Origin of the sequence: Bacillus sp. Marseille-P3661, from assembly GCF_900240995.1 — a bacterium.
Taxonomy (GTDB): Bacteria; Bacillota; Bacilli; order Bacillales; family Bacillaceae_J; genus OESV01.
This window is the reverse complement of the sequence record NZ_LT965954.1, coordinates 1,076,652-1,096,010: the sequence shown is the minus strand read 5'-3', so window position 1 is coordinate 1,096,010 and position 19,359 is coordinate 1,076,652. Positions and strand designations below refer to the sequence as shown.

Annotated in this window: 18 protein-coding genes and 1 pseudogene; 11 read left to right on the top strand and 8 right to left on the bottom strand. The window is 35.8% G+C overall.

The genetic code is table 11. The annotated features are described in order from the left end of the window. Positions 1 to 116 precede the first annotated feature (116 nt). Together C1724_RS16435 and C1724_RS16430 are read left to right on the top strand one after the other, a co-directional pair. Positions 117 to 563: a DUF3052 domain-containing protein gene (locus C1724_RS16435; protein WP_102347781.1), complete on the top strand. Its 447-nt coding sequence runs from the start codon at positions 117 to 119 to the stop codon at positions 561 to 563. Positions 564 to 605: 42 nt separating this feature from the next. Further along, positions 606 to 974: a J-domain-containing protein gene (locus C1724_RS16430; RefSeq protein WP_102347780.1), complete on the top strand. Its 369-nt coding sequence runs from the start codon at positions 606 to 608 to the stop codon at positions 972 to 974. Positions 975 to 1,118: 144 nt separating this feature from the next. Here C1724_RS16430 and C1724_RS16425 read toward each other — a convergent pair whose 3' ends face one another. The 4 genes from C1724_RS16425 to C1724_RS16410 all read right to left on the bottom strand — a co-directional run bounded on the left by C1724_RS16425 (position 1,119) and on the right by C1724_RS16410 (position 4,552). Then, on the bottom strand, positions 1,119 to 1,343 hold the full coding sequence (locus C1724_RS16425; RefSeq protein WP_102347779.1) for a DUF1128 domain-containing protein: 225 nt from the start codon (positions 1,341 to 1,343) through the stop codon (positions 1,119 to 1,121). A 91-nt stretch (positions 1,344 to 1,434) separates the two neighbouring features. After that, positions 1,435 to 2,781, bottom strand: coding sequence for an alanine/glycine:cation symporter family protein (locus tag C1724_RS16420; RefSeq protein WP_102347778.1), 1,347 nt, complete (start codon positions 2,779 to 2,781; stop codon positions 1,435 to 1,437). 103 nt (positions 2,782 to 2,884) lie between these two features. Next, positions 2,885 to 3,541 carry an amino acid ABC transporter permease gene (locus C1724_RS16415; protein ID WP_102347777.1) on the bottom strand — a complete coding sequence of 219 codons (657 nt, stop codon included), beginning with the start codon at positions 3,539 to 3,541 and terminating at the stop codon, positions 2,885 to 2,887. Positions 3,542 to 3,691: 150 nt separating this feature from the next. Next, complete coding sequence (locus C1724_RS16410) at positions 3,692 to 4,552, bottom strand: basic amino acid ABC transporter substrate-binding protein (protein ID WP_102347776.1); 861 nt, start codon at positions 4,550 to 4,552, stop codon at positions 3,692 to 3,694. 428 nt (positions 4,553 to 4,980) lie between these two features. On the opposite strand from C1724_RS16410, the gene C1724_RS16405 reads away from it, so the two are divergent. Both C1724_RS16405 and C1724_RS16400 read left to right on the top strand, forming a co-directional pair. Then, positions 4,981 to 5,310, top strand: coding sequence for a YtxH domain-containing protein (locus C1724_RS16405; protein ID WP_102347775.1), 330 nt, complete (start codon positions 4,981 to 4,983; stop codon positions 5,308 to 5,310). Positions 5,311 to 5,323: 13 nt separating this feature from the next. Beyond that, positions 5,324 to 6,166, top strand: coding sequence for a YihY/virulence factor BrkB family protein (locus C1724_RS16400; RefSeq protein ID WP_102347774.1), 843 nt, complete (start codon positions 5,324 to 5,326; stop codon positions 6,164 to 6,166). A 311-nt stretch (positions 6,167 to 6,477) separates the two neighbouring features. On the opposite strand, the gene C1724_RS16395 is transcribed toward C1724_RS16400, so the two are convergent. The 3 genes and pseudogenes from C1724_RS16395 to C1724_RS16385 all read right to left on the bottom strand — a co-directional run. After that, positions 6,478 to 8,418 carry a heavy metal translocating P-type ATPase gene (locus tag C1724_RS16395; protein ID WP_374703457.1) on the bottom strand — a complete coding sequence of 647 codons (1,941 nt, stop codon included), beginning with the start codon at positions 8,416 to 8,418 and terminating at the stop codon, positions 6,478 to 6,480. A 509-nt stretch (positions 8,419 to 8,927) separates the two neighbouring features. Beyond that, positions 8,928 to 9,077 (bottom strand): BH0509 family protein, encoded by a 150-nt coding sequence (locus tag C1724_RS16390; protein ID WP_102347773.1) that lies wholly within the window; start codon positions 9,075 to 9,077, stop codon positions 8,928 to 8,930. 176 nt (positions 9,078 to 9,253) lie between these two features. Next, positions 9,254 to 10,394 (bottom strand): annotated as a pseudogene (locus C1724_RS16385) (MFS transporter); the annotation flags it as partial. Between the two features lie 163 nt (positions 10,395 to 10,557). Here C1724_RS16385 and C1724_RS16380 point away from each other — a divergent pair. The 5 genes from C1724_RS16380 to pdaA all read left to right on the top strand — a co-directional run bounded on the left by C1724_RS16380 (position 10,558) and on the right by pdaA (position 16,076). Beyond that, positions 10,558 to 11,187, top strand: a complete 630-nt coding sequence (locus tag C1724_RS16380) for a YczE/YyaS/YitT family protein (RefSeq protein WP_102347772.1) — start codon at positions 10,558 to 10,560, stop codon at positions 11,185 to 11,187. Between the two features lie 160 nt (positions 11,188 to 11,347). Continuing rightward, positions 11,348 to 12,094, top strand: coding sequence for a YfkD famly protein (locus C1724_RS16375; RefSeq protein WP_258000440.1), 747 nt, complete (start codon positions 11,348 to 11,350; stop codon positions 12,092 to 12,094). Between the two features lie 111 nt (positions 12,095 to 12,205). Further along, complete coding sequence (locus tag C1724_RS16370) at positions 12,206 to 12,388, top strand: SE1561 family protein (RefSeq protein WP_102347770.1); 183 nt, start codon at positions 12,206 to 12,208, stop codon at positions 12,386 to 12,388. Positions 12,389 to 13,455: 1,067 nt separating this feature from the next. After that, the gene (locus C1724_RS16365; RefSeq protein WP_102347969.1) at positions 13,456 to 14,979 is read left to right on the top strand and encodes a fumarate hydratase; all 1,524 of its coding nucleotides are present in this window, start codon (positions 13,456 to 13,458) and stop codon (positions 14,977 to 14,979) included. A 317-nt stretch (positions 14,980 to 15,296) separates the two neighbouring features. Beyond that, on the top strand, positions 15,297 to 16,076 hold the full coding sequence (gene pdaA / locus C1724_RS16360) for a delta-lactam-biosynthetic de-N-acetylase (RefSeq protein WP_102347968.1): 780 nt from the start codon (positions 15,297 to 15,299) through the stop codon (positions 16,074 to 16,076). Positions 16,077 to 16,155: 79 nt separating this feature from the next. On the opposite strand, the gene C1724_RS16355 is transcribed toward pdaA, so the two are convergent. After that, positions 16,156 to 16,875 (bottom strand): DUF421 domain-containing protein, encoded by a 720-nt coding sequence (locus tag C1724_RS16355; RefSeq protein ID WP_258000423.1) that lies wholly within the window; start codon positions 16,873 to 16,875, stop codon positions 16,156 to 16,158. 139 nt (positions 16,876 to 17,014) lie between these two features. Here C1724_RS16355 and rlmD point away from each other — a divergent pair, with 139 nt between their 5' ends. Both rlmD and truA read left to right on the top strand, forming a co-directional pair. Further along, a complete protein-coding gene (rlmD, locus tag C1724_RS16350; RefSeq protein WP_102347769.1) occupies positions 17,015 to 18,409 on the top strand; it encodes a 23S rRNA (uracil(1939)-C(5))-methyltransferase RlmD in 1,395 nt (464 codons plus the stop codon). A gap of 113 nt (positions 18,410 to 18,522) precedes the next feature. Beyond that, entirely contained in the window at positions 18,523 to 19,260 is a 738-nt protein-coding gene (gene truA / locus C1724_RS16345) for a tRNA pseudouridine(38-40) synthase TruA (RefSeq protein WP_102347768.1), read from the top strand. Positions 19,261 to 19,359: the final 99 nt, after the last annotated feature.

The window sequence follows — 19,359 nt, the reverse complement described above, 5'->3', positions numbered from 1 at the left end:
TTTTGTTAGTAATGAGCAAGCTGCAAATAACTTGCTCATTTTAAAGGGAGATAATATGTTTATACTATGTGATGTATGAGGGTTAAAATAATATTATCTAAGTGAGGTTATTTGATATGAATCCGGTTATTAAAAAATTACAGCTAAAAGATGAAAGCAAGCCAGTATTAATATTGAATGCTCCTGTTGAATACAATGATATATTAGCAGCTTTTCAAGCGGAGGTTCATAAAGAAGTAATAAATGATCAATATCAATTCGTGCAAGTGTTTGGTACTGCAAATGAAGAGCTTAAAATGTGGTCTAAAAAAGGAGCGGAAGTTCTAGTGGAGGATGGTCTTTTATGGTTGTGCTATCCGAAAAAAACGTCCAAGAAGTATAAAGGATCGGACTGTAGTCGTGATTCTGTAACAGGTATACTTGCTGATGAAGGGTTTGAACCTGTACGTCAGGTAGCAATAGATGATGATTGGTCAGCGCTGCGTTATAGAAAGGTAGAGCATATTAAAAAGATGACAAGGAACTTTGCTGTTACTGAAAAAGGAAAAGAAAGAACTGAATGATCACGCGCAGAGTGACAGTATAACCGAGTTGGAGTGATAGAGTTGGATTACTTTACAAATTTGGTAGAACAAAGAATTAAAGACTCTATAAAAAATGGTGAATTTGATAAATTGCCTGGAAAAGGTAAACCGTTAAATTTTGATGATGATTCAGCTGTACCCTCCGAACTGCGTATGGGTTATAAAATATTAAAAAATGCGGGTATGGTGCCGGAGGAAGTTCAGTTGAAAAAGGATATGTTAAAATTAGAAGATTTAATAGCATGCTGCAAAGATCTAGAGGAAAAGGAAAAGTTAAATAAACGTTTAAATGAAAAATTATTGCGATTTAATATGTTAATGGAAAAACGGAAAATGGGTAGATCTAGTGCGTTTAAGCGGTATAAGGGGAAAATTAATCGATTATTTTAGAATTGGATATTGTGCTGCCTATATACGATGAGCAGAAAATGTTACAGAAGATGTTGATGAGGGCGAACAGTGCCAAGAAAACGTGATAAATCTCTTCAGAAGGACCCCGAGATAAGAAAATAAAAAAGTATAGCAGCAAATCTGCTATACTTTGCGAAGGTTACCTAATTCGGCTGCAATTGCTTGCATTTCACTAATACTAAACGAATCTTTCCCGATAACCATTTCATAGATATCTTTCAGTTCTTCGTACATTTCTCCATCAAAATGTTCCGCTTTAACGGCACCAACATTAACCATGCGAAGCTTGTCTTTAATTGCATTGATCATAAATTCTACGTTTTCGGCTGATTTATTAGTTAAGTCCATTTTGCACTTCCTTTCTTTAATAAAAAGATCCGCTTTTCTTATTATCGTATCATAAAAAGAGGAGATTGCAATTTGCAATCTCCTAATATTTTTAAACTTCTGCACGATTTGCGTTTTCTTTTTCATCTCTCATTATCTGTTTAAATCGTTTCGTTTCAGCTACAACTACGCCAGTTAAACCTAGTAAACCGATTAGGTTAGGAATAGCCATTAAACCATTCATAATATCAGCAATTCCCCAAACGGCATCAAGTGATAAAATTGCCCCAAAAAAGACAGCAAATACAAAGACGATACGATAGTACTTAACGGCAGATTTACTAAATAGATAAGAGAAACATTTCTCACCGTAATAAGACCAGCCAAGAATTGTAGAAAATGCGAAGAAAATTAAACCAATTGCGACTACAATCGGACCTGCTGCTCCTAAAAATTGTTCGAAAGTAGCAGATGTTAATTCTGCACCTGTTAAACCATCTTTATAAATTCCACCCATAACTAATGTAAGACCAGTGATTGAACAAATTATAATTGTATCAATAAACACCTGTGTCATGGATACGAGTGCTTGTCGAGCAGGATAATCTGTTTTAGCTGCTGCTGCTGCTATAGGTGCAGAACCTAAACCAGCTTCATTTGAGAATACTCCGCGGGCAACACCCCAACGAATAACTGTACCGATCGCTCCACCAGCAACTGCTTCACCAGTAAATGCATCTGTAAAAATTAAAGAAAATGCAGCTGGAATAAGGTCAAAATTCATTACCATAACAAGAAGACCAGCTATTAGATAGAATACTGCCATAATTGGTACAAAAAAGGCAGTAACTTTACCGATGCTTTTAATTCCACCAAGAATAACAAGTGCTGTTAATATAGTTAATATAATACCAGTAACCCACGTAGGAATATGAAAAGTTGATTTAACAATCTCTGAAACAGAGTTTGATTGAACCATATTTCCTATTCCAAATGCTGCAATCGCACCAAAAATTGCAAATAAAATACCGAGCCATTTTTGTCCTAGCCCTCGTTCTAAATAATACATTGGGCCACCAGACATTTCGCCATTTTCATCTTCTACACGATATTTAACGGCAAGTACGCCTTCTGCATACTTTGTAGCCATTCCGAAAATAGCACTAATCCACATCCAAAACACTGCACCCGGACCACCTGCCACGACTGCTGTAGCAACACCAGCAATATTACCGGTTCCAACAGTTGCAGCTAGAGCGGTCATAAGTGCTTGGTAATGCGAGATGTCCCCTTTAGACTTTTGGTCCTGCTGCTTTCCAAAAGCTTGCTTTAGAGCGTAGGGAAGTGTTGAAAGTTGTAAAAAACCTAAACGTAGTGTTAAAAAGATACCAGTTCCGACTATCAAAATAAGCATCGGGGGTCCCCAAACTAATTCGCTAATTTTTCCTATTAGTTCCATATAATTATTTCCCTCCTTTCATGTAGTACTATAAATTTATATATTTTTTCGAATAATATGTCAATGTAAATAATAAGAAACTAAAAGTTGTTCAAAATGACAATTAACTTGTTGCCATTTTGCGTTCCATATAATTAAGAAGATATGTTAATGAAAGGGTGAGAATAAGGTAGATAACTGCAACGGCTAAATATGGTTCCCAAACTCTCATATATTGTCCAACTGCAGCTCGTCCCCAATACATTAGTTCAGGAGCTGCAATGATCGCTGCGAGCGAAGAGTCTTTTAAAAGTACGATAAATTCATTTCCTAAAGGTGGAATCATACGCTTAACAGCCTGTGGAATAATAATATACCTCATTGTTTGAAAGTTAGACATTCCTAAAGAACGCGCTGCTTCTGTTTGTCCTCTATCGATCGATTGGATCCCACCACGGAAAATCTCAGCCACATATGCAGCGGAATTTAAAGAAAGTGTTACTATTGTGGAAACAATCGGATTTGCAGGTGTCATAAATAGCGGCACGACTCCAAAGTGAATGAGTAAAAGTTGAACGAATAGTGGTGTACCACGAAAAAAATTTATATACCAAATAAAGGGCAACCTAACTAATTTAATAGATGACATTTTACCTAAGGCAATTAATAAACCAAAAATGCTGCCAATAAGGACCCCGGAAATTGATACGCCAATTGTTAGTAGCATTCCTTTTAGAAAAAATGGCAGATATTCTGCTATGATGCTCCATTTAAAATCCATTTTGATTTAACTCCTTTTCTATATGAAAATTGCGTAACGCAGTTTCCGTTACGCAATTTTCATTTTATACTTTATGGAAGTTTAACTTCATCAAAGGATGAAAGTATAAGAAATACATCGTCATTTGCAAATACGTTTTTTTTTTTAAAACTATTGCTTTAATGCTTCAAGGTTAGGTTCTTCGCCCATCCACTTTTTATAAATCTCAGTGAATTTGCCATTTTCCATTATTGTTTTAAGTGCAGCGTTAACATCTGTTTTAAGCTGCTCATTTCCTTTTTGAATTAGGATGCCATAGTACTCAGACTCGAAGTTTTCTGCGTCATCAATCGCTACAACCTTTTGATCAGGGTTGCTAGTAATGTAATACTTAACAACCGCATTATCAGCGATAACTGCATCTGTTTCTCCTCTTAGCATCGCCATAATAGCTGTAGGTGCATCCTCATACTTTTTAACATTCGTGCTTTTTTCACCCAAAATTTCTTGGGCTGCAAAATCACCAGTTGTACCATTTTGTACCCCGATTAATTTATCGTTTAAATCCGAATAACCTTTAATATCTGATCCTTCTGGAACTAAAATCATTTGTCTAGCTTCAAAATAAGGGCTTGAAAAGTCGTATGATTGTTTACGGTCATCCGTAATTGTAATCGCAGAAGCGCCGATGTCAACTGATTCATTTTGAACATTCTGGAATAATGCTTCCCATCCGTTATTTTGGATTTCGTATTCATAGCCTGCTTCATCTAAAACTGCTGAAATAAGATCAATATCAAAACCAACAACCTTACCAGTTTCCATAAATTCAAATGGTGCAAAAAATGCATTCGTTCCAACGATTACTTTTTCTTTTGAAGCCGGTTCTTGTTGATCACCTTGAGTTTCTTCTGTTGTTTCAGTATCTGTTGGCTCCTCTGGTGCAGTTTCAGACTGGCCACAAGCTCCTAAAACTAAAACAAAACTAATAAGTAAAAATAGTAGCATCGATTTGATAGTTTTACTTTTCATCTTTTTTCCTCCCAATTTCAATGGTTATAATTTAGTTAGTTCTATAAGTAGTTTGCTCAATTTAACGTCTTATAAAATATAGTAATAAATATAAATCAGAACTAATATTTATGCAATAACTTTTTGTTTTATAAAAATAGTAAAAATTTTCAGAAACCACCTTGAAAGATCATTAATATATCAATGTATATAACAATGTTTAAAACCATTAAATATCTTTAATAAATATTAAAGTATAATTATTATCTCAGATTTTGGCTTGCGGAAACAACTCGAAATTGTATATTTTAAGTTGCGCGTAACAGTTTGTTAAAATTATTAATGACCAGTATGTTTTTACATTAGCAGTTTAAAGAATTGTTGATGTTGGGTTATAATTGGGTTGAAAATATTGGAAAGTTGCGGAACTAAAAAGGAGAGTCATATATATGAATAAAAATAATAAATTACTTAAAGGAATGGCTGTTGGGGCAGTAGTAGGGGCAGCAATTTCTTTATTAGATCGGGAAACAAGATTGAGTACAACAACAAATATAAAAAAGTATGGAGGAAAACTATGGAGTTATGCAAAAAATCCTGAAGAGACGATAACTTCTCTAGTGAATCAGGTGACAAATGCAAGGAATAAAATTGAAGAGTTATCAGAAGATGTATTATTTATTATGGACAAAGTAAATGATATAAAGGAAACAACCGAGCAGGTAAAAAAACCAAGTCCAAACCTAATAGTAAAAGAAGATGAGGAAAACCGCGAATAGATACGGAGGGTATATGACTCATAAGAAGGTTACGACCATTAAAGGTTTTTGGGAAGAATTTTATTATAGGTTTCACCATGACGAAGTTGTAGGTTTAGCTGCACAATTGGCCTATTTTTTTCTTTTATCTCTGTTTCCGTTTTTGATTTTTTTAATAACCTTAATAGGGTATTTACCAATTTCCCAAGTAGACGTGTTAGGAATTGTTAGTGAATATGCTCCTGGTCAAACCATGCACCTAATTGAAACAACCTTAAATGAAATCATGGATAAGCAAAGAGGTGGATTGCTATCATTTGGTGTCATTGCAACGATTTGGTCTGCTTCTAATGGGATTAATGCGATTATAAGGGCGATGAATCGAGCGTATGATGTAAAAGAAAACCGTTCCTTTATTGTCTCGAGATTAATGGCTATTGTGTTAACAATTGCAATGATTATTGTGATTATTGTCGCACTATTGTTGCCCGTTTTTGGAAAGGCAATCGGTATTTTTATCTTTACTAACCTTGGTTTATCAGAATCGTTTTTAAGTGTTTGGAATGTGATGCGAATTATTATAAGTTTTTTTATTATGGTAATTGTTTTAGCTGCTTTGTATCGGTTTGCGCCTAACATTCGATTAACGATGAGAGAAGTATGGATCGGAGCTTTATTTGCTACTGTAGGTTGGCAAATTGTTTCACTTGCCTTTTCATATTTTGTAACAAACTTCGGAAATTACTCCGCTACCTATGGAAGCCTTGGTGGTATTATCATTTTATTAATTTGGTTTTATTTATCTGCCATGGTAATTGTTATAGGTGGAGAAATAAATGCGATGATTAAGCTAAATGGGCTGCATTTTCATAAATAGAGGAATTTGTCATTAATTACGTTGAGTTAACAGGGCATGCTATAAAAGAAGGCGGTTAATAAATAGCTTTCAACTCATTTGTAGGAGGCGTTAGCGATGGGTAAAAATCAAAAGAAAAATCATAGTAATACAAAACATAAGACGTCTGGTAGCGCCAATAAAAAGAATAACTATCATTAAAATGCAAAAATGCCTTAACCCGCCGGCTAGGGCATGACAAAGTAAAAAGGCGACCGTTACGAGGTCGCCTTTTTACTTTGTGATTTTAGGGTGGGTATTACCAATGCAAACTTATCCATTACAATCTGTTCTTATTTTAGTAATCTTAATCCATTTAGTATAACCAAGATAGTACTTCCTTCGTGACCGATAACTCCGTATGGAAGGTCAAGAATTTGGAGGAAGTTTGACGCAATCAAAAACATGATAACTAATATGGAAAATACAATGTTTTGTTTAATAATTTTATTCATGCGAATTGATAAAGCAATCGCATCAGATATCTTCGTTAAATCATTCTTCATAAGAACGACATCTGCTGTTTCTAAGGCAACATCGGAGCCTTCACCCATGGCAATTCCGACATTAGCAGTTGCAAGAGCAGGAGCGTCATTAATTCCATCTCCTACCATAGCAACCTCTCCAAATTTATCTTGAATTTTTTTTACATGCTCTACTTTTTCTTCTGGCAGGCATTCCGAAATATAATGATCTATGCCGCTTTCTTTAGCGATGGCTTTTGCTGTACTGTTGCCATCTCCTGTAAGCATAATCGTGTAGATTCCGTTTTCTTTTAATATCTGGATTGCTTGTTTGGAAATTTCACGAACTACATCTTTTAGCGCTAATAATCCTACTATGCCTTCGTCGTCTGCAACGTAGACAATCGTTTTTCCTTCTTCCGCAAGTTTTTTACCAACGCCATTTTCAAATTGAGTAACGAGTTCTTTTCCAACATAACCGCTTTTGCCGATTTTCCATTGTTTATTGTATAGTGTTGCTTGGATACCCCAGCCGGCAACATCTTTAAATTCACTAGGTTCATCTAATGTTAATGAAAATGAATTGTTCGCTTTTGCGTATTGAACGATTGCTTGCGCTAAAGGGTGATTAGAGTGATTTTCAATAGATGCTGTAATTTTTAAAAATTGTTCCTCATCGATATCTGATCGTACGATTACATCTGTAACCTCTGGTTTTCCGCGTGTCAATGTGCCTGTTTTATCAAAGGCAATGGCTTGAAGGCCTGCTAGCTTTTCTAAATGAACACCGCCCTTGAAAAGAATACCATGCTTAGCGCCATTAGATATTGCTGATAATGTTGCAGGCATAATTGATGCAACAAGAGCGCAGGGTGATGCTACTACTAAAAAGATCATTGCCCGGTAAAAAGTTTCAGTCCAACTCCAGCCTAATAAAAAGTGTGGAACAAACATCATTAGCAATACAACGGTCAATACTACTTTGACATACGTACCTTCAAATTTTTCAATAAAAAGCTGTGAAGGAGATTTTTCACTTTGAGCTGATTGCACTAGGTTAATGATTTTTTGAAAAAGTGTTTCATTAGCACGTTTCGTAATACCCACAACGATTGCACCGTTTAAGTTAACAGTTCCTGCAAACACGTTCTCATTAATTTCTTTTGAAACAGGAATCGATTCACCTGTAATCGCCGCTTCATCAATCGTTGTTTGTCCACGAATGATCATACCGTCGGACGGAATCCGTTCACCAGGTTTTACTAGAATTTCATCGCCTATTTCCAACGTACTGACATGAACCTTATTTTCGACACCGTTTGTAATAAGTAGCGCTTCTTCAGGCTGCAATTTCATTAAACTTGATATTTCTTTCTTACTTTTGTTCATGGTGTATGTTTCAAGAGCACCACTAAGTGAGAATATAAAGATCAATATTGCACCTTCGGCCCAATAACCGATGATTGCCGAGCCAATGGCTGCGAAGATCATGAGCATTTCTACATTTAACTCTCGCTCATTAATAGTGGCTTTTATACCTTCTTTGGCTTTAGCGTATCCGCCAATTATAAAAGCTGCTAGGAAAAATGCAATTGAGATAGATTCGTTACCGCTGGATTTAGACAATAACCAGGCGATGACAATGAGGAAACCGCTTGTTATTGCTGCAATTAACTCACCGTGTTCAATTATTTTAGTCATTCTATTTGGAACGTTTTGTGCATAACTCAATTGAGAATCATTATCTATTGTTCTAGTTTGTGCGTTCAAAATTCTCTCCTCCTTTTTTTAATTGAGAATAAAAATCATCCTTAATACGCTTATTTTCAGTAGTTATTTAACGTTTTATCGTAGAAAAGTAATAATTACTATAAATTATTATTTATAATTATTTTAAATTATAGCATCTAAAATGGGGATTGAAAAGGAGAATACTAGGTTAATTAATTTATGTATGAATATTTTTAATTGGCACAATTTTTTATGAACTGATTTTCTCGATTGAGACGATGATGTTTTGTTTTGTAATACGAGTATTATTTATTTTTTCAAAAAAAAGAACCGTTACAAACGGTTTTACTAAATGAGTTTATTTGGTTCTTGTCTTTGTTAAAGCTTAAGGTTGATTGGAGAGCGAAAGGTGCGAGACTCCTGCGGGATATCCCGTGAGACCTTGTAGGAGTAATGCGCTGAAGGATCTCACCGCCGTTGGTATGCCGCGAGCATTCAGCGAGATCAACATGCTCATTTAACAAAGCCTAGTATTTAAGAAAAAAGCACTAACCTTCAATTATTTGTTCATAGTGAAAGTAGGTGATGTTATAGATATGTTCTATTTCTTCATCTGTCATATAAATTAGCTTTTCTGTACTCAACTCTCTTTTTTTGTTAATGTATTCAATCATATTTCTTCGCTCTTGCCGACTCATTAAAAATCCCCCTAAATTTTATACTGTATTAATACAGATAAAGTGTATTAATTGTATTATATAACAATTAGGGAAAATCGGTCAATCCGCTTTTTTACTATTTTAGAAAGGATAATAAAATAAGGAATCAGCCTATTGCTGTTCCTTAAGATGGTACGACCTTTAAAATCGTTTTTTTTATCCTTGTATAAAGCCAACGGTATTAAAATAAATATTAAAATTGTACATAAAACATAGAAGAAACTGCCGTTGGGAAACCATTGTATATAGAAACCACCTACAAATGGACCAAGGATGCTCCCGACACTAAAACTAATACCACACAGGATATTTCCGGCTGGTAACAGGTTCTTAGGTAAAAGATCGGCCATAAAACTAATACCTAAAGAGAAAGTAGAGCCTACCAGCATCCCTGCAATTACTAAACAAACAACCAAGCCAATATAATGAGTTTCAACGAGACTCGCGATCGAAAAAATTAGCAAACCGCCAATTAGTATGAAAATCAAAAGCTTTTGTCCTCCGAGTTTTAAGATTCCTAGCGGCATTTGGGTGATTAGACTCCCAATTGCGAACAAAGGTAATAATAGCGCGAGGTGATCGACGTTTAAGCCTATTCTTAGTGCATAAACCGGAAAATTACCCAGTAATGAAGATTCGAGAAAACCATAACCAAAAGGAGGAAGAAAGGCGACCCATGCAATTTTCCAAGCGCTATAAAATCGTTTCAGTGATCCCTGACTTTTGGTTTTATCATTCAGGTTTTCTTCAGGGAATTCATTGCGAACTGTTAGTAAACAAAGCCAAGCAATAAAGCTTAAGCTTGCAGCTAACCAGAAAGGTAGGTACTGATTAACTGTTATAAATCCAGTCATAATAGGTCCTATTGCAAAACCTAAGCTGAAAAAGAAACCGTAAAATGCAATGTTACGCCCGCGTTTATGCGTTGGTGATGTCGCTGTTATCCAAGTTTGTGTACCAAAGTGGAGCATTTGATCGCCAATGCCGATTATCATTCTTAACACAAACCAAAACCAAAAAGAGTGCCAAAGCGGAAAAAAAACATGGAAAATAGTACTAGGAAGGTACCAATACCAATCATTGGTTTAAATCCAATTTTTCTTAATGGTTTTTCAATAAATGGAGATGCTAGGAAAACGCCAATGTAAAGTGATGTTGCATGAAACCCGATTAAGCTTGAGGACATACCATTTTTTTCGAAGATGATTGCAATTAAAGGAGCAGCATTCCTTGGGAAAAACCAGAAATGGCAACAAGGCTTATTAATATCCAGAATCTTGAGTGAACAGAACACATTATGCTGTATAAGCTCCTTGTATTAATTTTAGTCATTGAAATTATCGTACTAGGATTTACAATACTTGACAAGGAATATAAATTCCTGTTTAGAGAAATATTCTTAAAAGAGTCTGTCTACTTTTACAGTAACTCCCGATTACTTGATAAGGAGATTCTCAAAATGAATAACTTTTTGCAACGATTATTTATGTATTTGAGCGGAATTGTCATCATTGCATTTTCAATTGCCTTAATTGTAAAGGTAGATGTAGGAGCAGGTGCATGGGATGCACTAAATGTAGGTTTATCGCAGGTAATTGGATTTACGGTGGGGACATGGGTGTTTATTATAGGGTTTCTTTTAATTTTTTTTAATGCATGGCTGATGAAAGTAAAGCCACAATACTTAGCGATGATCACAGTTGTAATAAATGGTTTAGTTATTGATTTTTGGTTGTATATTGTTTTTCAAAACATATATATTGAATCGCTATATGTAAGAGTCGGTCTATTTATTATTGGTACGATTACATTAGCTATAGGGATATCTATGTACTTGCAAGCTAAATTCCCACCAGTTCCGATCGATAATTTAATGATTGCGATCCAGCGTAGAACTGGAGTTAACTTAATGATTGCTAAAACAATAGGAGAAATAAGTGCTTTGGTATTAGCTTTAATTTTTCAAGGGCCAATTGGGTTCGGAACGATTGTTATTACTTTATTGCTCGGCCCAATTATTCAGTTTTTCTTCCCTAAATTTGAAATGATGATGATGAAGTGGACACAACCGAAGGGTACGTATTCTTAGTTTACCTTCAATTTCCAAATGTAAGGATGGATAAACAAACATAGGAACGAAAAAAATACAAATAAGTATTTTAAAGGAGGTCACTGAGTTGAAAGCGTTACGTACATTTCTATTTACTCTCGTTGCTTTATTAGCCATATTTGCAAATACTTTTGGAACAATTAACGCCGCAGATGCAAAAGGAACTAAGTCAAACAAAATTAAAGTTCCAGATTCGGTATTAGATATTTCGAAGGAAAATACTTATCCAAATCCGACGCAGGATTTACCATATCTTCAACCGAGTGAATTGACAAAAACTTTACTTGAAACAACAGAAGTACCGATTCAAAATCCTGATTTAATTCGAATTTTAAATGAATCTTCTATTAATACAACGCCGACTGCAATTGGCTATCGTGCAACAATATATTTAGGACAATGGCCATTAAGTTATGAGTCCACTGAAACAAATGTGAATTGGGAGTATAAACCTGCTAATACCAATAATTTTGACAATCGCAGCGGTAAAAGTGCACAAAAGCTTCATTATCAACAAGAAGAAGAGAAGGTTATAAAAGGTGGTTTAACATCGCGGATAAACAATGCTGAAGAAGTTCAAAAAATGATGATGTTAACAGCGATGAAGAAAACAGAGCTCCCGTTAGCATTTGAAACTGTTATTGGACAAGGTACCAAGAAGGAACAAGTGTATAACGTAGCTCCGAAAAAACTTGGATACTTATATGCATATACACCAGCAGTTAATGAAAAAGGGAAGATTACCTTTGGTGAAGTTTATCTTGAATTAAAAGGAAGTAAAGTAAAGCTAAAAGTAAAAAATGTCACACAGCAAGGTATCGGAGCGTGGATACCTGTTCAAGATCATTTATCTTTTAAATTTGTTACGTCTGAATCACCAAGATAAGTAAGAATAAACTAAAAGATCATGTGAGTTGTCATATGATCTTCTTTTAATTTGTTTGTCAAAGTGTAATCGATTGGATACTATGAAAAGAAGAAGGGAGCGATCATTGAGATGGCAAAGTCAATTCATGATAAAAAATCACATATCGATTATTTAACAAACCGTTTGAATTTATTGCTTAGTGTGTTGGAGACCATTGATCCTGAAGAAGCGGATGTTGAAGATATAGACAGATTATTACAAATGCTAGATGATTTGCAGGATAAGATTAACCAATTTAGAGTGGATTGGTAGATGGGGGTACCTAAGCGGCCATATAGTTCCTTATTGACCCCAAAATAGCTATTAGTGGCGATTAACCGGACATATAGTACGTTATTTTCATTAAATTCAGCGGAAACAGGGGCTAAAAGCTGGAATAGCGGATCCAATGTCCGGTAAACTTGTGAAACAAGCTGTTTTTAGGTGAATAACGGCCTGAATGTCCGGCAAAAGTCGCGTGGAGAACTAAGCGGTCATATAGTTCCTTATTGACCCCAAAATAGCTATTAGTGGCGATTAGCCGGACATATAGTACGTTATTTTCATTAAATACAAGGAAAACAGGGGTTAAAAGCTGGAATAGCGGATCCAATGTCCGGTAAACTTGTGAAACAAGCTGTTTTTAGGTGAATAGCGGCCTAGATGTCCGGCAAAAGTCGCGTGGAGAACTAAGCGGTCATATAGTTCCTTATTGACCCCAAAATAGCTATTAGTGGCGATTAGCCGGACATAAAGTACGTTATTTTCATTAAATTCAGCGGAAACAGGGGTTAAAAGCTGGAATAGCGGATCCAATGTCCGGTAAACTTGTGAAACAAGCTGTTTTTAGGTGGATAGCGGCCTAGATGTCCGGCAAAAGTAGCGTGGAGAAGAACTAAGCGGCTAAATAGTTCCTTATTGACCTCAAAGCAACTATTAGTGGCGATTAACCGGACATATAGTACGTTATTTTCATTAAATTCCACGAAAATAGTGGTTAAAAGTGAGATAGAGGATCAAAAGTTTAGTAAAGACGTAAGAAATCCCCTATTATTTTTTAAGCTGGCAAGAATCCCTCTTGCCAAAATCCCCCCAAGAATGCGACTAAAATTCAGTACAATAAAAATGCAATAATGCCCCCCACGCCTAAATAACCGGATCATATATATAAAATTTGGTTTAAAGTGTAATTTCCAGACATAGAGTCTTTCGAAATTATCAGACAAGGCTTATAATAATAGATGGCATGTTTATCTCTATCTGAATGATAGGAATTTTATAGAAGGTTCTATATTAGGCAAGGGGAAGGGGAGTTTACATTGGAAAAATTATATGAAAGCATGTATAACCTCATTGTTGAAACATCAACAAAATTACCAAAGGATGTTCGCCGTGCAATTATGAAGGCAAAATTAAGTGAAAATGCTGGAACGAGAGCAGCGATGTCACTTGATACCATTTCTAATAATATTATTATGGCTGAAGAAAATGTATCGCCAATTTGTCAAGATACAGGGCTACCAACATTTAAGGTAAAAACACCAGTTGGAGTAAACCAATTAGTAATTAAAGATACGATTCGAAAAGCGATTGCAGCTGCAACAAAGGATGCTAAGCTCCGTCCGAATTCTGTTGATTCAATTACAGGTGCTAACAGTGGAGATAATCTTGGAGAAGGTATTCCAGTTGTTAAGTTTGAGCAATGGGAAAAAGATTATATCGATGTTCGTCTTATTTTAAAAGGTGGAGGCTGTGAGAATAAAAATATTCAATATAGCTTACCATGTGAATTAGAAGGCTTAGGACGCGCAGGCCGTGACTTAGATGGTATCCGCAAGTGTATTATGCACTCTGTATACCAAGCACAAGGACAAGGCTGTTCAGCTGGTTTCATCGGTGTTGGAATCGGTGGAGATCGTACTTTAGGTTACGAACTTGCAAAAGAACAGTTATTTAGAAATTGTGATGATGTAAATCCAAATGAAAATTTACGTAAACTAGAAGAATACGTTATGGACAATGCCAATGAATTAGGAATCGGAACAATGGGATTCGGCGGTGAAACTACATTACTTGGCTGTAAAGTAGGTGTAGCACACCGTATTCCAGCTAGTTTCTATGTATCAGTTGCTTACAACTGTTGGGCATTCCGTCGTCAAGGTGTGAAGTTAAATCCGGAAACAGGTGAAATCCAAGAGTGGCACTATACAGAAGGTGAAGATGTAGACTTTGCTAAAGCACTTGAAGAAGTTGCTTCTGCAGCGGAAACAGATATGGATTCACGTGAAGTGACGCTAACAGCTCCAATTACTGAGGAACAAATCCGTTCATTAAAAGTAGGTGATGTTGTTAACATTACGGGTATGATGTATACAGGCCGTGATGCTATCCACCATCATTTAATGGAGCATGATGCACCGCTTGATTTAAATGGCCAAATCGTTTACCACTGTGGACCAGTTATGGCCAAAGATGAAGATGGGAATTGGGTTGTAAAAGCAGCTGGACCTACAACAAGTATTCGCGAGGAGCCTTACCAAGGCGATATTATGAAGAAATTTGGTATTCGTGCGGTAATGGGTAAAGGCGGCATGGGTCCAAAAACATTGAAAGCACTAGGAGAGCATGGCGGTGTGTACTTAAATGCAATCGGTGGTGCAGCTCAATATTATGCAGACTGTATTGAATCTGTTGAAGGCGTTGACTTACTTGAATTTGGTGTTCCAGAAGCAATGTGGCACTTAAAAGTAAAAGATTTCAAAGCAGTTGTAACAATGGATTCACACGGCAATAGCTTACACAAAGATGTAGAAAAAACCTCACTTGAAAAATTAGCACAATTTAAAGAAAAAGTATTTAACTAATACAATTTACGGAGAGAAGGCCAACTTAGGGCCTTCTTTTTTGCGTGGATTGAGGTGCCTATTACTTGCTTGAAAATCGCAATTAACAATTTTTTCGACAAGTGCCTGTCACTTTGTACAACAAGTGCCTGTCACTTTGTACCTTGTAGTCACCTTGTAGGTAAGTTTTATGTACCTATTTCCTAGACTTGCGCTTTTCTTTTCCATTTAATGTTGGGTATTAAAATGTATTCCTTTCAAAAACTAAGCGTAAAGATTGGCAAAGAAGGAGGTATTTTATTATGGTTAACAAATTGTGTTTTGTAATAGCATTTGTAATGTGTTTAACAATGACAAACCTTGTGTCTGCGGAATCAGTTTCTAATAATCCGATTCATTGGGGTTATAAAAAAGGCGGTAATGGCCAGCCAGCAGATGCTGGTCCGATGTACGAAAATTTATTAAAACAATATGGTTCCGTTTATATAGGCGACACTAGTAAAAAGGATATTTATTTAACCTTTGATAACGGCTATGAAAATGGATATACAGCAGAAATATTAGATGTTTTAAAAGAAAAGAAAGTTCCAGCTGCATTTTTTGTAACTGGTCATTATATAACGGAAAGTGATGATCTTGTAAAACGCATGATAAAAGAAGGACATATTGTTGGGAATCATTCCTGGCACCATCCAGATTTGACAGCAGTAAGCGATACCCGTTTAAAAAAAGAACTAACATTGATTTCGGAGGAATATGAAAAATTAACTGGACGTAAGGACATGCTGTACCTTCGTGCACCAAGAGGAATTTTTAGTGAGAGAACGCTAAAGCTTTCGCAAGATCTTGGATATACAAATGTATTTTGGTCGTTGGCTTTTGTTGATTGGTATACTAATAATCAGAAGGGCTGGCAGTATGCTTACGATAATATTATGAAACAAATTCATCCGGGAGCTATATTGCTACTTCACAGCGTTTCGGAGGATAATGCCAAAGCGTTACCAAAAGTGATTGATGACCTGAAAAAAGAAGGCTATACATTTAAAAGTTTGGATGATTTAATGGTGAAAGATCGTTTTCCTAAACCATTACTTTATCAAAACTATTTCAAATAAATAGCATTTGACCAGTACTGAGAGAAGTATACAGTACTGGTTTTTAAGTTGTTTAATAATTAATTATTCATTATCTCATTCAATGATAAATGGGTGGAGTTTGGTCCTGTTGTTTTTTTAACGATATATTCAGTTCCCCTTTAGAATTTAACCCTCCGTAAAAGACGCGTGTTTCATCTGGAATCTTCATTGAATTAAGCTGATTTATTAGCCAGATTTTATCTTTATTTAATCTAGTAAGTAAATCTGTTTGGATAACACCATCAAGGATAACGGGAAATTCATATCCAGCAGGTTTAGCTAATATTTTTAAATCACCAGCTTTGACAGTTTCTTTCTCGGGAATAGAACGGACAGACATGGATCCGTTTGCTTCAATAATGGCAATTTCAACATCTTTTACATGAAATACATTTTTTTCACGCAGCTTTTGTAACACATTATCGATAGAGAAATTTATTTTCTCCATATTTTCTCTTTGGAATTCACCGTTGTAAATAACTATTGTAGGTTCAAAGGTTAACAGTTTGCCGATTTTACTGTTTTTTAATTTTATCCGAATAATTACCTTCTGTAGTAGGGCTATCACTATTATTGCAACAATAGTGTGTATGTGCTCGATTTTCGGATCTGCAATATCAGCTCCAACAACGGATCCTAGTACTAATACAACAAGGAAATCAAAAACAGGGAGTTCGCCAACAGAACGTTTTCCCATAAATATCGTGATGAATAGCAAGAAAGGCAGGATTGTTACAATTCGGCCGATTACTAAAAGTGAATCAAGTAAGATATGCATAAAACCACCTCGAATAGTCCTTATATTCAGCTTTGCCATGAATAAGATTTTCAAACCAGTTTGAGTGTTTGCTTCTCTACAAATAATCAAATTATAATAGGTAGATATAAATCAATGTGAATTGGAGACGTATTTAGATATGACTAAAGCTAAAGAAAAACAACAAAGTCAAGGGCAATTACAGGTTGGGCAAGAGTTTCCGTTGACGATTAAAAGGCTTGGAATTAATGGGGAGGGTGTTGGTTTTTTTAAAAAACAAGCGGTATTCATACCCGGGGCACTGCCTGGTGAAGTGGTAGTAGCTGAAACAACTAAAGTACAAAATAATTTTGCCGAAGCGAAAGTAAAAAAAATACGCAAAAAATCAGAACATCGCGTTGTGCCACAATGTCCTGTCTATGATCAATGTGGAGGCTGTCAGCTGCAGCATTTAGATTATGAACAGCAACTTAAAGAAAAACGGGATATAGTATCGCAAGCATTCGAGCGCCATACAAAACTAGCTATGGATAAACTTGAAATTCGTGAAACTATTGGGATGGAAAATCCATGGGGCTATCGCAATAAAAGTCAGCTTCAGGTCGCTAAGGAAGGAGAAAAAGTTTTAGCGGGTTTATATGGAATGAATTCACATAAACTTGTGGATATATCTGATTGCATGGTGCAGCATTCTAGTACAAATAAAGTGACAACGATTGTGAAATCCATATTGGAGGATTTAGATATATCAATATATAATGAAAGAAAACATAGCGGTCTTGTACGGACGATTATTACTAGAGTCGGCTTTCAAACTGGTGAAATTCAGCTTGTGTTAGTAACGACGAAAGCCAACATCCCCAAGAAAGAATTACTTCTTCAAGAAATTAAGAAAAGGCTGCCAGAAGTGACTTCAATTCTACAAAATATAAATGGTGGGAAAACGTCACTGATTTTTGGGGAAGAAACGATCTATCTTGAAGGGGAAGAGGTTATTCAAGAAGCATTGGGTGACTTGGAATTTGAGCTATCGGCCCGTGCGTTCTTCCAGCTTAATCCAATCCAAACTGTAAAGCTATATGATGAAGTGAAAAAAGCAGCGCATTTAACAGGCAAAGAAAAGTTAGTAGATGCCTATTGTGGCGTAGGGACAATTGGCTTATGGCTTGCTAAAGGTGCATCTGAAATCCGTGGTATGGATACGATTGCGGAATCGATTGAAGATGCTAGGAAAAATGCCAAAAAGCACGGATTTAACAATACCCATTACGTTGTCGGTAAAGCTGAATACTGGCTGCCTAAATGGGAAAAGGAAGGGTGGCGTCCAGATGTCATTGTTGTCGACCCACCACGAACTGGCTGTGATTCAAAATTCTTGGAAACTGTGCTAAATCTTAAACCAAAACAACTTATTTATGTATCATGTAACCCGTCAACGCTTGCAAAGGATGTTCAAACATTAAGCAAAGCTTATAAAGTGAACTACATCCAGCCGGTTGATATGTTTCCACATACGGCGCATGTGGAAGCAGTGGTGATGCTGGTTAGGAAATAGCAATAAACATTGTATACGACTTTACGTAAAAATTTCGTATCGTTATTCTTTCCTTTAATAAGCACGGTAGGTATCAAAGCGACAAAGTAATTAAATAAGGAGAAAGCAAAGCAATGAACAATTATAAATTAACCATCCAGTATGATGGTGGCCGTTACAAAGGTTGGCAACGACTCGGTGATAGTGATAACACTATTCAAGGGAAAATTGAAAACGTATTAACAGAGTTGGCAGGAGAAAAGATTGAAATCATTGGATCTGGAAGAACAGATTCAGGTGTACATGCTCTTGGTCAAATCGCTAATTTTAAAATGCGTAAAAATGCAACAGAAGATGAAGTTATGCATTATTTAAACAGATATCTTCCTAATGATATTAGCGTTGTGGATGTTACGTTAACTGATGATCGTTTTCATGCACGCTATAATGCTAAAGATAAAACGTATTTGTATAAGATTTGGAACGTGCAATATACACATCCCTTCATGCGAAAGTACAGTATGCATGTGGAGGAAAAGCTTGATATCGAAAAAATGAGAAAAGCATCTCAATATTTTCTAGGTAAGCATGACTTTACTTCATATTCCAACGCAAAGTCGAAGAAAAAGTCCATGGTGCGCGAAATATACTCACTTGAGATAAATGAAATTGAAGGCTTTATCGAAATCAAAGTGCGTGGCAATGGTTTCCTTTACAATATGGTGAGAAAAATTGTAGGTACGTTAATTGAAGTTGGATTAGGAGAAAAAGATGCTGCTGCAATACCAAGTATTCTCGAATCAAAAGAAAGAATTCAAACTGGTCGTATGGCGGATGCCGAGGGATTGTATTTGGAGAAGGTGGGTTTTTAAACCATCACCTTATTTTTTATTTTTTATACCAACATTTCTTTTAACGAAGAGATTGTTTATTAAAATTAACTATAATCAATAGTATCTCATTTGCTGCCG

Bases quoted from the DNA above. Each gene is read 5' to 3' on its own strand.
- C1724_RS16370 (WP_102347770.1), top strand. From the start codon at position 12,206: ATGGCAAAGTCAATTCATGATAAAAAATCACATATCGATTATTTAACA.
- C1724_RS16405 (WP_102347775.1), top strand. From the start codon at position 4,981: ATGAATAAAAATAATAAATTACTTAAAGGAATGGCTGTTGGGGCAGTA.
- truA (WP_102347768.1), top strand. From the start codon at position 18,523: ATGAACAATTATAAATTAACCATCCAGTATGATGGTGGCCGTTACAAA.
- C1724_RS16435 (WP_102347781.1), top strand. From the start codon at position 117: ATGAATCCGGTTATTAAAAAATTACAGCTAAAAGATGAAAGCAAGCCA.
- C1724_RS16380 (WP_102347772.1), top strand. From the start codon at position 10,558: ATGAATAACTTTTTGCAACGATTATTTATGTATTTGAGCGGAATTGTC.
- C1724_RS16390 (WP_102347773.1), bottom strand. From the start codon at position 9,077: ATGAGTCGGCAAGAGCGAAGAAATATGATTGAATACATTAACAAAAAA.
- C1724_RS16410 (WP_102347776.1), bottom strand. From the start codon at position 4,552: ATGAAAAGTAAAACTATCAAATCGATGCTACTATTTTTACTTATTAGT.
- C1724_RS16425 (WP_102347779.1), bottom strand. From the start codon at position 1,343: ATGGACTTAACTAATAAATCAGCCGAAAACGTAGAATTTATGATCAAT.
- C1724_RS16420 (WP_102347778.1), bottom strand. From the start codon at position 2,781: ATGGAACTAATAGGAAAAATTAGCGAATTAGTTTGGGGACCCCCGATG.
- C1724_RS16355 (WP_258000423.1), bottom strand. From the start codon at position 16,875: ATGCATATCTTACTTGATTCACTTTTAGTAATCGGCCGAATTGTAACA.
- C1724_RS16400 (WP_102347774.1), top strand. From the start codon at position 5,324: ATGACTCATAAGAAGGTTACGACCATTAAAGGTTTTTGGGAAGAATTT.
- rlmD (WP_102347769.1), top strand. From the start codon at position 17,015: ATGACTAAAGCTAAAGAAAAACAACAAAGTCAAGGGCAATTACAGGTT.
- C1724_RS16415 (WP_102347777.1), bottom strand. From the start codon at position 3,541: ATGGATTTTAAATGGAGCATCATAGCAGAATATCTGCCATTTTTTCTA.
- pdaA (WP_102347968.1), top strand. From the start codon at position 15,297: ATGTGTTTAACAATGACAAACCTTGTGTCTGCGGAATCAGTTTCTAAT.
- C1724_RS16365 (WP_102347969.1), top strand. From the start codon at position 13,456: ATGTATAACCTCATTGTTGAAACATCAACAAAATTACCAAAGGATGTT.